Origin of the sequence: Spiroplasma endosymbiont of Labia minor (assembly GCF_964019845.1) — a bacterium.
Classification (GTDB): domain Bacteria; phylum Bacillota_I; class Bacilli_A; order Mycoplasmatales; family Mycoplasmataceae.
This window is the reverse complement of the sequence record NZ_OZ026465.1, coordinates 187,213-203,689: the sequence shown is the minus strand read 5'-3', so window position 1 is coordinate 203,689 and position 16,477 is coordinate 187,213. Positions and strand designations below refer to the sequence as shown.

Here is a 16,477-nt window from a genome sequence, read left to right as displayed (position 1 = left end):
AGTTATTTTACATCTTTAATCATTTTTTTTAAATAGTCATTTAGATTATTTATAATTTCTTTAAATCTCGTGTCTTTTGATTTTATAAATATTGGATTTTTTTTAAATTCTTCTATATGTGGTTCAACTTTTCTTTGAACAAAAGACGCGGCTTTTTTGACAAGTACTTTATTATCAAACTTAGATATTAATCACATAAAATTGTGAATCAAATCTTTATAATATGCATATTGCAATTCATTTTGAATTTTTTTATACATAGAAATTCGACGATAATGATTTAAAATATGCGGTCATTGATTAACAAGATCAAAAGCTGAGTATTTTATTATCGACAAAACATGTGTTGCCATAACTTTATCAATATAATAATAACTATCAGCACTAGCTAAAGCTCTGTAAGCAAACAAAGCATCAAAACGAACAAATAATCTAAATTGAAATTGAGCATCTTTAATTAATTTTAAATTAAAAATTTTATTATAAATTCAGGAATTTAAATACGCAAATGGTTCAAATTCATTTTTTAAATCATATTTTTTATTTTTAATCAAAAATGTAGTTGTAGTATTTTCGGCCAGTTTAGTAACATCGATTGTGTATTCAATAACATCTAATGGGCCTTCTTTTTGAATAACTTTTTCAAAAGTTTCAACATAACTATCAACCAATTCATCGCCTTCTTTAATTATGGCAAAATAATTTGTTTGAGTTAATGAGATTGCAGTGTTTCAATCCACTGCTGCACCTTGTATTTTTGTATTAAAAATAATACTGAAATTTTTATTTTGTTTAAAATATTGAAAGAGTTTTTCTCTACCTTCCACAACGTCGTTAATTGGATCAATTACAACTACGACATTAAAATTTTTATTTGTTTGTGCTGTCATACTCGCTAGAGTTTTGAATAACTTTGCATATTTACCGCGTGACGAAATTATAAATGTAATATTCGGCATATATTGCACCTCACTCCTTCTTATTTTACATTAAAAAAAATATGAAATTTAGGTTATTTGGAAAATTATACTAGCAATTTACAAAAAACACCATTTCTATGGTGTTTTTTTACTATTTTTTTTATCTAATTGTTTATCTCATTTTGGTTTACGAGTTTCTGCAATTTCGATTCTTTTTGCTTTAAAATCTTCTGCTTTTTTTAATTTAATTGTTCTTTTAATTTCAGCATTAGCAAGATTTTTATCTTGCATCATTTTAAGTTTTTCTGGTTTAAATCTTAATGATGCTAGAAAATCATTTCTATTTTGGGCAGAAACAATTGCATATTCAGCAGTTTCTACCAAATTATTATATTTAGTATTTGTATTTTCTGTAAATCTAAATTCTGAATCATGATAATATCTCATTTCCAATTTATATTTTTCTGGATCATTTTTGCGTAATTTTTTAAAGTACACAAGATTATCAATTCAAATAAATGGCATATATAAAGCAAAATCGACACCAAACGCAATAAACGCAGGAATCAAAGCTTTACCATCAAGAGACGTAATAACTGCACCAACAAATCAAGGTGCTGTTCAAGGTGTTGTTACATATGAATATTTAACAATATCTAAAGCAGCCGGAGAAAATAATCATCCAACAACTAAATTCAATAATGGTGCAACAATAAATGGCACAACATAAATTGGGTTTAAAATTAATGGAACACCAAATATTGCGGGTTCATTAATTTGAAATACTCCTGCTGGTGTTGCATATTTTGCAATTTCTTTTAAATCTCTTCTTTTTGAAAATGCAAATGTACCTATTAATAATCCTAGAGTTGCTCCAGAACCACCAATGTACATATATGAGTCAAAAAATGGTTTAGTAAATACTCCCATATCTCCTGTTGCGGCGGCATTTGCATACCCCATACCATTTACTAAAGCTGTATTTACACCTAAAATCATTCATCAAATAGGTTCAAAAATACCAGCCATTAAATTAGAACCATGAATTCCAAAGAATCAAAAGAATGAAACGAAGAAAACAAAGACTACCGCTAAACCTAATCCTCCACTACCTGTTGCAAAATTCATGAATCAAGAAGTAATAAATTGATAAATTGCTGCGCCAAAACCAAACACTGTAGAATTTAATGCGTTTATTATCCAAGATGCAGAAACTATTCATTTATTATTTACATCATCAAACGTAAATACTAATTTTGCACCAGAATCAATTGAATGGAAAAGAGAAGATTCACCTCCGCCTACTATAAAAGTAGTTATTGCTGATTTTTCACTTGCACTAAATGTATTGAAAAAATCATTCATTTGATCTGCCGTGAAACTACTGTTGTATTCATTGAAAAATCGAACTAACGCATCTTTATAAGTAATTCAATTACCAAAACTACCAGCTTTAACTAAAGCTACGGCTTTATCAATCATCATAGATCAATCATCTTCATAAACGCTAAAAGTTGATTGAGTAACCGCCCAATGAGTAGTAATTATTGCTGGTGCTAAAAATATAATATTTGAAGCTCCAATAATTGCTAATGTAAACACAGCTGGTAAGAAAACCTGAAATGATTTTCCAACAGCTGGTGGTACACCATCAGGCAACTTAATATTCAACGAATGCATATTACCAAATCAAATAAATAATTCAGTTGAAATAATTCCAAAAATAATCGCTGCAATTAAACCTTTTGCATCCATAAAGAAAGTTACTTGCCCTAAACAAACTAGTACAAACGAAGCTACAGAAATTAAACCAGCAATAACTGGTGATTTAAATCCTCTAGATAAAGCTATATAGTAACCAAATAAAAATGAGAAATATATTGACATCAAGCCAATTGTTGCACTTGACATTGTTCCAAATGCTTGTCCACAAATTAATGATACTTGCCCTCATGAATTTGTTGGATCACCTAATAATTTGGAAATATCTTGTCATGCCATATTTGGATTTGCTAATTTTACAATTAAACCAAGTAATGAAACATAACCAGAACCAGCACCGCCAAAAATAATAGCATTAATTAAAACACCTATTGAACCTGCAATAATTAATGGAATCATTGTTCCAAAAGAATCACGTATGGCAGCTAAGTATCTTTGATTTCCAATTTTTGTCATTGTTGGTAAAAATTTATTCGAGAATCAATCTTTAAAATTAGATTTATTTTTTTCTCTAACATTTTTAACATCAAATTTATCTTTATTATTATCCATTTTGTTTTCCTTTCTACAAATGTATAATTAAATTTTTTAGAAATTTTCATACATAATTATTATATAATAAAGAAAATATTTAATAAATGCTTTAATAAAAAAATATTTTTTATTTTAAATTCAAAAAAAATAAGCCTAAAAACGGCTTATTTTTTTAACACTAATTTATATAAATCAATAAATTCTTTCGCAAGCAACATAATACTTTGGGTTGTCAATAATTGATCTTCTGCATGCATAAACAAAACTTTAAAATCAATTGTTTCACCAGCAGCTTCTGCAGAAATTATATCCATATGTGTTTTTTCAGCGATAATCATTGATTCATCAGCTTTTTTTAATAAATTTTGTGCTTCTTCAAAATTATTTTTTTTAGCTTCACCAATTGCAGAAATAGCAAGACCTTTAGCTTCTCCTGCATATGCAATAATTTGAAAAGAAATTTCTTCAAAATTAAATTTTGTTGACATTAATTGTTAATTCCTAACATACGTCTTGCCATATCTAAAGCTTCTTTGCCTTTAGCTAATGCATAAATATTTGCGGGAATAACTTCTACAGGAATTGAAGTCATTGATTTTAATTCATTCAATGTGTAAGAAACTTGTGGTCCAATCATTACAATGTCTCATTTATCAAGTTCTTGTTTTGCTTCTGCAATACCCTTTGCTTCAATTTCACATTCCATATTAATAGTGCGAGCAGCTTCCTTCATTTTTTTAACTAATGAAGATGTAGACATACCAGCAGAACAACATAATAATATTTTTTTCATATAACAAATTTTCTCCCTTACATAATTATGATAACATTTAGTTATTAATAAATCACATAATTATGAGAGGGCGCGAAAAATGCTATGATAGTTTCTAATTTAATTTATTTTGCTTTAATTCCCATTGCTGTTTTTTTAATTTTTTTCATTACAGTGGAAACAATAGAAAAAACGCTTCATAAATTTATAATCAATAAAATTAAAAAATATATAATTACAGGAGTAGTTTGTTTTATTCTTGTAATTTTAATAGTTATTTTAAGTTTTTTTGTAAAATTTTAATAAAGTTTTTGTGAGTATTTCAACATTTTTTCTATTTTATTTTTGATTTTTTCTATTTTATTTGACGGTACTAATTCCAAATCTATTTTTAAATTTAACATTTGAATTGTAAAAGCTATTACTTGACGTTTATTGTAAACAAAAATTACTCTTCTTTCAAAATAACCAGCAACTGATACTTCTCCTTTTGAAATATCCATATAAAAAATTTTTGTTGAATTATTTTTTATTTGTTTAACATTTATAGTTCTTGTGAATCATTGTTTTTTTGAAATTCATTCAATTGTAATAGTTTTTTGATCATCATAATTTTTAATTCTAAACGGTAACTTATCTTTTGAATTTGATGTAATGTAAAAATCACCTTTATTAACATTTTCAATCTTCAATGATGGATGTAAATCTTTCAATAAAATTGATAATAATTTTGGTCATACAATTTCTATGGGTTTTGCAATTTTATATGACATCAAAATTTTATTTAGTCTTTTTCTTTCCTCCATAATCGATATATATTTTTGCTTATTTAATTCTGATATTGTATTTTCAAATTCCTTTTCTAACTTCTTAACTTTCAGAGGATCTGCTATATGTGGGTCAAATTGTGTTTTCATTAGAACTAATTAATATTTTTATTATTTAATGCTTTCATATTTTTCTACCTCTTCATTTGTTAATTCAAACATATTATTATTTTCAATCATTTTTTTCATTCAGTATCCAGATTCTTTAATTATTCTTTTTTGAGTTTCTAAATCTAAATAGACTAGTCCATATCTATTTTTATAAGCATTGTTTCAAGATCAGCAATCCACGAATGTTCATATTTGATAACCTAAACAATTTGAATTATCAGCAATTGCCTTATTTAATCAATACAAATGTTCTTTTATAAAATCTATTCTATACTGATCATTGATTATTCCATTCTTAACAAATTTTTCTTCCCCTTGAACACCCATACCATTTTCTGATATAAACCAAGGAAAATTATTATAATTATCTTTAATATCTTTTGCTATATCATATATTGTTCTTGGATATATTTCTCATCCTCTGTAAGGATTGATTCTGGCTTCAGGTCAATTATATGTTTCAAATCATTTTTCTGGCATTAATGGTCCTGAAAATTGTGTATCTCTTGCCTTAGCTCTTCTTGGTTGATAGTAATTAACTGCTAAAATATCAATAATATTTTCCCTTATAATTTTTAATTCATCTCTGTTACATTCTGGCAATAAATTTTCGCTTTTCAATAATTTAACAAAATCTATAGGAAATTTTCCTTTAATAACTGGATCTAAAAATGATTTGTTAAAAAATAAATCAACAATGTGTGATGCTTTTACATCTTCTTCTTTATTTGTTTTTGGATAACAAGGAGTTAAATTTAAAATAATACTTATTTTTTTATTTAAATCATTTTTAAATAATTCATGAAATACCTTAACGGTTTTTGAATGTGCAAGAATAGTATTATAGCCCACTTGAACGGCTTTTTTTAAATCAGATATAAATGGATAATGTCATTTATACAAATATCCTGCTTCTGCAGGTACTACAGGCTCATTAAAAGTTGCTCAATAATCAACTAAATCACCAAATAATTCAAAACATTTAGTGGCATACTTTACAAATAAATCTACTACTTCTTTATTTTCTCATCCACCTCTATCTTGCAAAATTTGTGGCATATCAAAATGATATAAATTAACCATCAATGTTATATTTTTATTTCTCAATTGTTCAAAATAATCTCTATAAAATTTAACTGCATCGATATTAATTTCTTGAGTATCAAAATTATTAATTAATCTAGATCATTGAATAGAAGTTCTAAATGAATTTAATTTAATTTTTGCCATCATTTGTATATCTTCATCATATTGCGAGTAAACATTAGAAGCAATATTTGGACCAATTTTATCAAAAAAATCTTCTGGTCTTTCTTTAAATCACGTATCCATGATATTATCATTTTTTTTATTTTTTCAACCCTCAGATTGTGGTCCTGATGTTGATGTACCAAATCAAAAAGATTTATCAAAATTTATTTTCATAATTTGCTCCTTTTATTTTAGAGTTCAATCTCAATTATTCAAATCATTTTTCAATGATTTTTTTAATTTTTCCAAATCAATTGATAAATCTTCGCCATCACTTGCAATAACTTGTTTATATCATTCATATGATAATTTTGGTTTTCGTTCCCTGATTGGAGAATTGAAATCAACTGATATTAATCCGTAGTCTTTTCTATAGCCTCCAGATGGAGAATAGATATCACAATATGTTCACAAAGAATATCCAATGAAATTTATTCCTTCTTTTCTTGCCAACATTATTTTTTCTATATGTTCTTTCAAATAATTGATTCTATAATCATCAATAATTAATTCACTTGCTTTATCATCAAATGCACCCATACCATTTTCAATTATCATTAATGGAATTTTTTCGCCATAATCTTTTGCTAATTCTTTCGCACCTGAAATTAATTTTGAACTATCAATAATTCAATTTCATTTTGTGTAACTAACATTTTCTTTTGGATAAACTTGCATAAAAGATTTAAATGGAAACATTGATTGTTTTATTTGAAAATTACTTTCTGGTTCATTTAAATTATCAGACGCAATGTAACATGGTCGATAATAATTTCAACCAATAAAATCTAAAGTATATTTTTTTAAATACGCTAAATCTTCATCTTTTATTTTAAAATCGATATTATTTTCTTTTATAAATAAATAAAAAACTTCCGGATACGTGCCTTTCATATTTGGGTTAAGTCATAACTCTTTAAATCATTTGTTATATTCTTCGCAGGCTGCTAAATCATCTTTATTATTTTTTCTATATGGAATAGGTGGTGATCAATCATGATCTATTCCTAAAATTGCCCCCTCATTAATATAATTCATTTGTTTTGCTTTTATAAATTCTTCTTTTACAACAGCCGCAGATAAATTTAGATGATGAACTGCTTTAACTCATGCTTCTTTATTGTTTCTTTGTGGAGGTAAATAATCTTTTAAGTATCCATCCAAAGTAAAAGTTGAATTTTCATCATTTACAAATCAATAATCTGTATACTTTCCAAAATATTTAAAAATTACAGAAACATAATTCCGAAATCAATTAATAATTTCACGATTCTCTCATCCGCCTTGAATTTGAGCTCACATCGGATGATCTCAATGAAACAAAATAGGTATAAATATAATATTTTTTTCTTTAAAAGTTTTGAAAACATCATCCAACCATTGCAAACCAGCAGCAGAAACATCTGTAGAATTTTTTGGAAATAGTCTGGCTCAATCCAGATTATAAACAAAACCATTCATACCTGCTTTCGCCATGATATTTGCATCTACTTTATATTTGTGATAAAAATCCGCTGCAATTTCTATTGAATTAATTTCTCGTTTTGCCACTCCTATTGGAGGTATTTCAAAATTTCTTTTTGTAAATTCATCTCAAATTGAATCACAGCGCCCAAGTAAATTGCGCCCTCCTTCAATTTGAAAACTATTAGTTGATGTTGACCAAATAAATTTATTTTTCATATATAATCTCCTTGTAAATAAAATGAGGTGTTGCTATGACAATAGCATTAGAAATTATTGCTGCAATTTTTTTTGTAGCTCCATTCGTAATTTGAGGAATACTAAGGTTTTTAGATAAAACAAGACAACAATTTGTTTTCTGACATAAACCACTAATAATAGGTAGTTTTATTGTTGGTTTTATTTTAGGAATAGTTCTTCTTGTAATTACTCTTGTTTTTTCAATTTAATTTTTACTGTTCACTTTGAAATTGAGTTAAAGCTCAATATGCTGCTCCAATATAGCCTGCATTATTTTTTAATTTAGAAATCGATAATCAATCATGTGTATAATATAGTTCTTCATTAACATAAGACTTACACAAGTTTTTTAACATATCTATCAAATAATTTCCAAGATTTGAGCCACCTCCACCCAAAATTATTTGATCAGGATCAATAGAATAGATTAACGACGACATTTGTTTCGCTAAAGGTTTAAAACATTCTTTTAAAATTAAATCAAGTTCTGGAATTTTAGTTTTTACATCTCCAATAGCAACAATATCTGCAAATTTAATTGGTTGATTTTCAAATAAATTTCATCATTCTCATTCAGGATGAATTTCAAATAAATGCTTTAGATGTGATTCTATGTTGATAGATGATGAAATTATTTCCACACAGTTTGATAGACCACAATTACATTTTTTTATATCTTGAAAGTAACCTCCGTGTCCAAATTCTCCCGCAAAACCATGATGGCCAATGACTAACTTATTGTTTAAAACTAATCCTCCACCAATACCTGTTCCAATTGTATAAAAAACAACCGATTCATATTGTTTTCCTGCGCCTATTCATCATTCGCCTAACACAGCTGCATTTGCATCATTTATAACAAAAGTGGGTTTTTCAAATAAAGTTTTTGAGAGACTACTTAAATTAACATTTTTCAAATTTAAATTATATGCAGCTTTTATAATACCATTTTTATGATCAATGAAACCAGCCGATGCAAATCCTATTGCCACAACTTGTTCATACCTTTGCTTACTAACATGAGCAATTATTTTATCTTTTATATTTTCTCATAAATTGGTTTTTGAATTTTCAATTTGAAAATTCATTAAGGTTTCACCAAATTCGTTTACTAAACCAATCTTTGCGCTTGTTCCGCCAAGATCTATACCTATAATTTCCATCTAATTTCCTCTTTTATTTTCTAAATCTAAATTTACTTCACGGTAAAATAAAATCTAATAAATAAATTTGCTCTTCAAGATTAAAAATAAAATTATATTCACCTTTTTCATCTATATAATCTTGTAAAAATATATGTACTTCATTTTTATAATGTCCAGCTAAATCATTTAGAATTGCAACATCTCCGATTTTATATTCTTTTTTTGTATTATGAGCAGGCATTTTTACTTCTTTAAATTTTTCACGTCCTTGTGTTGAACGTATAAAAACGGAAGATATATCTCCTCTTCTAAAATGCAACATTTCTAATAATAAATTTTCTTCTTCTGTAGTAATTTTTGTAGATTCTGGTATGTCTATAGAAATGAAATGTTTGCTAACTTGTGCTAATTTTGTCAATTCTTCGTCTGATGCAAATGCATTACCGATGACAACTCAATCTATTAAATTTGTTGCAAAAAGAATTTTTGCTTGTGTATTTATTGTCATATTTCTCTGTATTTCTAATGTTACACATTCGCGATTTCCTCTTGCAGAAGACTCATCTCCAACATGTGAGCCTACAAACGCCATTGTATTTAGTGCAAAATCTTTAAATCGTTGACTCGAATCAAAAAAGAAATCTAAAGGTAAAGCAGAATTTTTTAGTGGATAAAAATTATGTGCACCCTGTATTCTATCAAATATTGGTTGATAATCAAAAACACAATTTATTAATGAATCATTATTTGACATGTTTAATTGAATGTCGATATTAAAAGAATTATAAGAAGACATTGCAATAGTTTCTGGCAATAATGGACAATCCAATCTTAAGCAATTAATTTTATAATCATCAAATATTTTATAATCTGTATATTCTATATTCAAATATTTAAAAACAGATTCATTAACATCCATAATTATGTAGAAATTTAAATCATGCGCTTTTTTTAAAACTTGTTTATAGATGGGTAATGAATTTTTAAATGTTTGTTCATCCATATGCACTCATGATGTAAATAACACGTCATACCCTAATTTTGCAGTTTTATTCAAATATTCAATATTTTTTTCAATACCAGATTGTTCTGGATATATTGAAATTCCAATTTTTCTCATGTTTTTTCCTTTTCTTTGCGAACATTATTCACAGTGTTATTTTATAACAATTTAATTAATATATTAAAAAATAAAAACCAATGTAAATACATTGGTTAAAACATATATTAGTTATATTTAATAACTAAATTTGAAACTTTTTGAGCATTTTCTTCATATTTTTTTGATCGATTAATTAAAGTTGCAATGATTTGATCATTTAGCAATATCAATGGAATAATTGTCGATAATAAAATTCTTGATTGTTCATAAGTTGCAGTTGTGATTACAAGTCTTGATTTATCTGCAAATTCTAATAATTCAGAATTTTCTTTTGAAGTTGCAACATATATTTTTGCTCCACGTTCTTTGGCAATTTTTGTCGCATTGATAATTATTTTAGTTGTTCCAGACATCGAATAAACTAATCATAAATCATCTTTTGTTAATGATGATGCCATTGATAACATTTCATCTGCATCTGATTTAACAGAAAAAGCAGTTAAACCTGTTTTTCTTAATCTATTTGATAATTCTTGCGCTACTAGTGAAGTGTCACCAAATGCACAAATATAAATATTTTTAGCTTCAATTATCATGTGAACTAATTCTTCATTTTCTTTTGAATTAATTAATTTTAAATTTCTTGCTATTAATGAATTATATTGTTCCAAGAGATTATTATCATTATTACGTTCTGATTCATTATTTTTTATTTGAACTCGCTCAGCTGTAAAAGAAATAATAAATTCTCTATATCCATTAAATCCAATTTTTTTAATTAGGGAATAAATTGGTGAATATCCAATATCAGTAGCCCTAGCTAATTCTTCAATACGCATATGCATTACTTGATCGCCATTGTTTACTATATATTCAACTACACGGCGTTCTTTTTTAGTTAAATTATCTTCTATTAATGATAATTTTGATAAGATTGAAAGATCCATTTGCTACCTCCTTTTCTCAATCATTCCATATATATACTACCAATAAAAATCAAAAAAGAAAAAACTTTTGAATTTTTTTATATTTTTATCAAAATTTAAATGAAATTAAAATAATAAATTTTTTGGAGTTCTTGGATATGGTATTACATCTCTAATGTTTTGCGTTCCAGTTAAATACATCACTAATCTTTCAAAGCCTAAACCAAAACCAGAAGACTTATAATAACCAAATTTTCTTAATTCTAAGTATCATTCCAAATCGTTAGTATTTATATTGAATTTTTTTGACCGTTCCATCAACTTTTGATAATCATCCTCACGCTGTGATCCACCAATTAATTCACCTATTCCTGGTACTAACATGTCAACTGCGGCAACTGTTTTACCATCACTATTTTGTTTCATATAAAACGCCTTAATGTCTCCCGGGTAATTAGTTACAAAAACAGGTTGTTTTAATATTTCTTCACATAAATATCTTTCATGTTCTGTTTTCAGATCTGTACCAAATGTAATATCATTGTCTTCAAAATTATGACCATTTTTAATAGCGTTTTGTAACAAACCAACAGCATCAGAATAAGTTATTGTTGCAAAATCTGTATCTACTATTGATTTTAATCTTGATAATAATTCTTTGTTATTTTGTTCTGTTAAGAAATTTATCTCATCAATATAATTGTCTAATAAATATGACATAATAAATTTAAGCATATCCTTTATTAATAAAATTATTTCATCAAGATCAGCAAACGCCACTTCTGGTTCTATCATTCAAAATTCAGCTGCATGTTTTGATGTATTTGAATTTTCCGCTCTAAAAGTGGGTCCAAATGTATAAATTTTTCTAAAAGCTTGTGCAAATGCCTCGCCATTCAATTGGCCAGAAACAGTTAAATTTGCTTTTTTATCAAAAAAATCACTAGTTAACTTATGTTCATTATTTTCAGTCACTACAGCAAATATTTCACCTGCTCCTTCCGCATCATTGCTTGTTATTATTGGTGTATTAACATACACAAAATTTCTTTTTTGAAAAAAACTATGAATTGCAAATGCAGCAGCAGATCTTATTCTGAAAATAGCTGAAAATGTTTTTGTTCTTGCTCTTAATTGCGCTATTTCTCTCAAAAATTCTAATGAATGTTCTTTTTTTTGCAATGGATAATCTTCAACGGCTTGATCTAATAAAACAATATTACTTGCAGCTATTTCAAATGGTTGTGGTTTATCTGGTGTAACTATTATTTGTCCCGTTATTTCAACTATTGATGATACTCTAGCTAATTTTGCACTTTCAAAATTTGAAATTGTTTCTTTATAAACAATTTGCAAATCGTTTATTGAAGTGCCATCATTTAATGTTATAAATGATACCGCTTTCCCTACTCTATTAGATCTCACACGACCAGTAATTGAAATATTTTGATTTTTCAATTCTTCGTAATCTTTATAAATTTGTTTTACATCTAAATACATTAATTATTCTCCTAATAAATTTTTACAAATAAAATTACCAACGCCACCGTTTTTATTTGAATCTGTTTTATATTTTGCAATTTGCTTTATACTTTCAACGGCGTTATCTACAGCGACAGAATTAGAAATTTTCTTGAACATATCTATATCATTATCTGCATCACCAAAAACTAATATTGAATTTTTATTTATATTTAAAATTTTTGCTAAATTTTCAATACCTAAACCCTTTGTGGCGGTTTTTGAATTGAATTCATAAACAGGCACATCTTCTATATATGATGGACTTTTTATAGCATTGTTTAAAAAATTCAAACTATTATTAAACTCACTTTCTAATTCGTAATTTACAAAAAACATTAATTGTATTATTTTGTTGTCATTAATTTGATCAACGTTTATTTCTTGAAAATTATGTAAAGTTCATCATTCTTTAGCTTTAATTGTTTTTGACGGACATTCTATACCGTTTCATAGTACACTTTCAATGCTTTGTGTAAACATAAACAAACATAAATTCAATTTTAATGATAAACTAAATGCTTCAGTGACTGAATATGAGTCAATAAATTGTATTGCTTGAGGATTATAGGGATTGACAGTCGTAATATAACCACCATTATTACATATCATTCAATTTAGATTTTTATCAATTTGTATTTCTTCTGCTACTTTTTTTGCAGTTATTCATCCTTGTCCAGTTGCAATGGTGACATTATAACCTTTTTGTTGCGCATCAAGCAGAATCTTTTTATCATTTAAATTTGCTCAATCTCCATTTTCCAAAATGGTTCCATCCAAATCTGTAATAATAGTCGTAATTTGTTTCATAATTTCTCCTCTTGTATCGTTGTTATTTTAACAAAAAATAACAATCATATCATAGTTTAATTATCAATCGTTACATCACCTGTCTTCAATAATTTTGAATAATCTATTTTCTCTAATTCAAAAAAATTTATTGCACTAGTTGTAAAATCATTATCATGAATTATTGAATTTTCAAATTTAATAATAGCTCTTGTATGTTCAGGAAAATGAACTCTCGTTGCTTGCGTATGCGGCGAGTAATTATATATTTGAATTTCATCTTTATAAAAAAATTTAGAATGATAAAAAGCCATTTCTAAAGAATCTGCATGTGGAGTTGTTTTGTCATTTTTACCATGCATAAATAATTGTGGTGCTGCAGGAATTTTCCCGTTTTTATACTTTAAAATTATATTCATCTCTTTCATAGAAAAATCGATAACATTTTTCTTAATATTTTTTTCAAGACTATCTAAATATTTTTTAATATTGGATTTGCGAATTATTTTTAAGTATAAATTTCTCACATGAATAAGTAATGATTCAAAAGATGAATATGGCACATCAGAAATTACAAATTTTAAATTATGTTTGTTTCTCAACTCCTTACCAAATTCTACATTTACATACGAAGCAGCGTAACCACCCATTGATGTTCCCATCAAACCCAAAATTTTTGGCTTTTTGGTTTGCGTTAAAAATTCTATAGCACCCATTAAATCTCTGATTTCCAAAAAACCCATTGTTTCGAAATCTGATTCTGATTCTCCGTGATTTCTAAAATCAAAAGAAAAAATGTTGTATCCTAATTTTGCAAAAACTTTAGCATGGTATAAAGATCAATATTTATGACCAGCAAATCAATGAGAAGCAATTAATCATTTATTTGATTTTTTATTAGGTTCATATAAAATTCCAGAAAGTTTTCTTCCATCCGATGCATAAAAAGTAACTTTTTCAATATTTTGAATATCTGTTATTATAAGTTTTTTATTTTTATAAAAATTAATCATTAAATTATTCATTTTTTGTATATTACCTTCAATAGAATTTCCTTTTAACAATTTTTTATTTGCAAAATTATTCTCTAAGGTTTTATAAATAACTTTAAAAATGCCATTTATTCTATCTATAATTGTCAATCTTATTTTACCCATATAGATTTCTCCTTTAATTTTCATTTCATATAGCAATAAATTATTTATAATTATAAAAAAATTATCAATATAATGATAATTTTATTAATTTCTAATTCAAGATATTAATAATTGTAAATTACCAGAAACATTTAATGTTTCAACAACATCAATGGTAATTGCAGATTCCATTTTTTTAAAAGCAATTCCATTAATATTTCCTTCACCATTCAGGACAGTAATTTGCAATCAACTTGTTTTTTCTGGGCAGTTAAAAATATTTTCTTCTTGAGCATTTAATTTATATAAACTAAAATAATCTGAACTAAATATATTTTTATTGACATTATGAAAATGAAAATTATCTGAATCTGGAATTTTTGTATTATCTATTGATTCTTGAATGTGCAATTCACGACCTTTACCTGTTTTAGCATCAACTCTATCATAATCATAAAAACGATAAGTAATATCAGATGATCTTTGCAACTCATAAACTACAACATCTGGGTAAATGGCGTGAACTTTTCCTGGTGGAACATATAAAAAATCATTGTTTTCAACATCTACTTTTTTCAATAATTTATCTCATTCATTATTTTCAACCATAGAAATTAATTCATCTTTAGTTTTAGCATTATGACCATAAACTAATTTAGAATTATTTGGTGCTTCTATTACATATCATGATTCTGGCTTTCCTAGTGAATTATGATGTTTTAATGCATATTCATCATTTGGATGAACTTGAACTGATAAATAATCTTTTGGCGTTAATATCTTAACTAGAAGTGGATATTCTCCTTTATAGTTTCCAAACAAATTTCGATGTTTTTCAAATAATTCTTTTAACGAAATATTATTAAATTCATCATTTGATGAAATGTAGCCCATTCCGTTTTCATGAGCGGAAATTATTCACGCTTCACCAATTAATTTATCTTTTGGGATTTCAAATCCCATTTCAGCAAGTTTTTGTCCACCTCAAATCCTTTCAGCGAAATATGGTTTAATTTTTAAAATTTTCATAATAATTCTCCTTAAATATCTATATTTTTATCTCTTAATAAAATTAATTGTTCTGCATATTTAGCAATCATTGCTGCATTATCCGTACAATATTCCAAATCCGGCATTATTATATTCAATTTATTATAATCATTTTTTAATTCAAATAATTGTTTTCTGATTTCAGAATTTGCAGCAACACCACCCGCAATAGTAACTGTTTTAGGATTAAATTTATTAATGGCAATTTTTAATTTCATAAATAATGGTTTAATTGCCGCATATTGAAAACTAGCAGCAAAATTTTCTATATTAATTTTTTCTTGTTTTTGTTTAGCATTATTAATTAAATTATTTGCGGCAGTCTTGAGACCACTATAAGAAAAATTTAAATCATGATCTATCAATTTTGGTGATGGCAATTTGTAAATATTGCGATCGCCCATCGCTGCTAATCTATCTAGTTTTGGACCACCTGGATAAGATAAATTCAATAATCTGGCTACCTTATCATAACATTCTCCAATAGCATCATCTTGTGTTTCGCCGATAATTTTAGTTTCCAATGGCGAATTTAATAATTGTAAATGTGTATGTCCACCAGATATAACTAGAGCTAAAACTGGATAAACAAATTCATTGTTTATATTTGAACCATAAATATGACCAAGAATATGATTTACTTGAAGCAAAGGTTTATTAATGTACATTGCAATAGTTTTTGCAACCAATCTACCAATTAATAATGACCCCATTAATCCTGGTTCATGTGTATAGGCTACATAATCAATTTCATTTAAAGACAAATTTGTGTTTTTAAAAACAGTTTTTAAAACGTGTGGAAAATTTTCCAAATGCAATCTTGCAGCCAATTCAGGAATTACACCTCCAAATTTTGCATGTTCTTCTATTTGAGATGAAATTATATTACTAATTATTTTTCCGTTTTTTAAAATTGAAACTGAAAATTCATCGCAACTGGATTCAACAGCTAATATTAGCATTATTA

General features: G+C 26.5%; 16 protein-coding genes. 1 reads left to right on the top strand and 15 read right to left on the bottom strand.

Annotated elements, in window-relative coordinates; translation table 4 throughout:
* Positions 1-2: 2 nt before the first annotated feature.
* From AACK85_RS00990 to AACK85_RS00960, 7 genes are all read right to left on the bottom strand, one after another.
* Complete coding sequence (locus tag AACK85_RS00990; protein ID WP_338970166.1) at positions 3-959, bottom strand: glycosyltransferase family 2 protein; 957 nt, start codon at positions 957-959, stop codon at positions 3-5.
* A 96-nt stretch (positions 960-1,055) separates the two neighbouring features.
* A complete protein-coding gene (locus AACK85_RS00985) occupies positions 1,056-3,194 on the bottom strand; it encodes a PTS sugar transporter subunit IIC (protein ID WP_338970164.1) in 2,139 nt (712 codons plus the stop codon).
* Positions 3,195-3,340: 146 nt separating this feature from the next.
* Complete coding sequence (locus AACK85_RS00980; RefSeq protein WP_338970162.1) at positions 3,341-3,664, bottom strand: PTS lactose/cellobiose transporter subunit IIA; 324 nt, start codon at positions 3,662-3,664, stop codon at positions 3,341-3,343.
* Complete coding sequence (locus AACK85_RS00975; protein ID WP_338970160.1) at positions 3,664-3,969, bottom strand: PTS sugar transporter subunit IIB; 306 nt, start codon at positions 3,967-3,969, stop codon at positions 3,664-3,666. Before AACK85_RS00975 ends, AACK85_RS00980 begins: the two co-directional genes overlap by 1 nt.
* Before the next feature lie 278 nt (positions 3,970-4,247).
* Positions 4,248-4,865 carry a hypothetical protein gene (locus tag AACK85_RS00970; protein WP_338970158.1) on the bottom strand — a complete coding sequence of 206 codons (618 nt, stop codon included), beginning with the start codon at positions 4,863-4,865 and terminating at the stop codon, positions 4,248-4,250.
* A 21-nt stretch (positions 4,866-4,886) separates the two neighbouring features.
* Complete coding sequence (locus AACK85_RS00965) at positions 4,887-6,311, bottom strand: glycoside hydrolase family 1 protein (RefSeq protein ID WP_338970156.1); 1,425 nt, start codon at positions 6,309-6,311, stop codon at positions 4,887-4,889.
* 12 nt (positions 6,312-6,323) lie between these two features.
* Complete coding sequence (locus AACK85_RS00960; protein ID WP_338970154.1) at positions 6,324-7,820, bottom strand: glycoside hydrolase family 1 protein; 1,497 nt, start codon at positions 7,818-7,820, stop codon at positions 6,324-6,326.
* Between the two features lie 35 nt (positions 7,821-7,855).
* Here AACK85_RS00960 and AACK85_RS00955 point away from each other — a divergent pair, with 35 nt between their 5' ends.
* Positions 7,856-8,050 carry a hypothetical protein gene (locus tag AACK85_RS00955; RefSeq protein WP_338970153.1) on the top strand — a complete coding sequence of 65 codons (195 nt, stop codon included), beginning with the start codon at positions 7,856-7,858 and terminating at the stop codon, positions 8,048-8,050.
* A gap of 3 nt (positions 8,051-8,053) precedes the next feature.
* Here the strand turns inward: AACK85_RS00955 and AACK85_RS00950 are convergent, their stop codons facing one another.
* The 8 genes from AACK85_RS00950 to tsaD all read right to left on the bottom strand — a co-directional run bounded on the left by AACK85_RS00950 (position 8,054) and on the right by tsaD (position 16,472).
* Complete coding sequence (locus AACK85_RS00950) at positions 8,054-9,004, bottom strand: ROK family protein (RefSeq protein WP_338970152.1); 951 nt, start codon at positions 9,002-9,004, stop codon at positions 8,054-8,056.
* 13 nt (positions 9,005-9,017) lie between these two features.
* Positions 9,018-10,106 (bottom strand): MupG family TIM beta-alpha barrel fold protein, encoded by a 1,089-nt coding sequence (locus AACK85_RS00945; protein ID WP_338970150.1) that lies wholly within the window; start codon positions 10,104-10,106, stop codon positions 9,018-9,020.
* A gap of 107 nt (positions 10,107-10,213) precedes the next feature.
* The gene (locus AACK85_RS00940) at positions 10,214-11,035 is read right to left on the bottom strand and encodes a MurR/RpiR family transcriptional regulator (RefSeq protein WP_338970149.1); all 822 of its coding nucleotides are present in this window, start codon (positions 11,033-11,035) and stop codon (positions 10,214-10,216) included.
* Between the two features lie 105 nt (positions 11,036-11,140).
* Positions 11,141-12,508 carry an asparagine--tRNA ligase gene (gene asnS / locus AACK85_RS00935; protein ID WP_422397543.1) on the bottom strand — a complete coding sequence of 456 codons (1,368 nt, stop codon included), beginning with the start codon at positions 12,506-12,508 and terminating at the stop codon, positions 11,141-11,143.
* 9 nt (positions 12,509-12,517) lie between these two features.
* Positions 12,518-13,345 carry an HAD-IIB family hydrolase gene (locus tag AACK85_RS00930; RefSeq protein ID WP_338970145.1) on the bottom strand — a complete coding sequence of 276 codons (828 nt, stop codon included), beginning with the start codon at positions 13,343-13,345 and terminating at the stop codon, positions 12,518-12,520.
* A gap of 56 nt (positions 13,346-13,401) precedes the next feature.
* Positions 13,402-14,481 (bottom strand): hypothetical protein, encoded by a 1,080-nt coding sequence (locus AACK85_RS00925; RefSeq protein ID WP_338970143.1) that lies wholly within the window; start codon positions 14,479-14,481, stop codon positions 13,402-13,404.
* Positions 14,482-14,565: 84 nt separating this feature from the next.
* Complete coding sequence (locus AACK85_RS00920) at positions 14,566-15,489, bottom strand: type I phosphomannose isomerase catalytic subunit (protein WP_338970141.1); 924 nt, start codon at positions 15,487-15,489, stop codon at positions 14,566-14,568.
* 11 nt (positions 15,490-15,500) lie between these two features.
* A complete protein-coding gene (gene tsaD / locus AACK85_RS00915; protein ID WP_338970139.1) occupies positions 15,501-16,472 on the bottom strand; it encodes a tRNA (adenosine(37)-N6)-threonylcarbamoyltransferase complex transferase subunit TsaD in 972 nt (323 codons plus the stop codon).
* Positions 16,473-16,477: the final 5 nt, after the last annotated feature.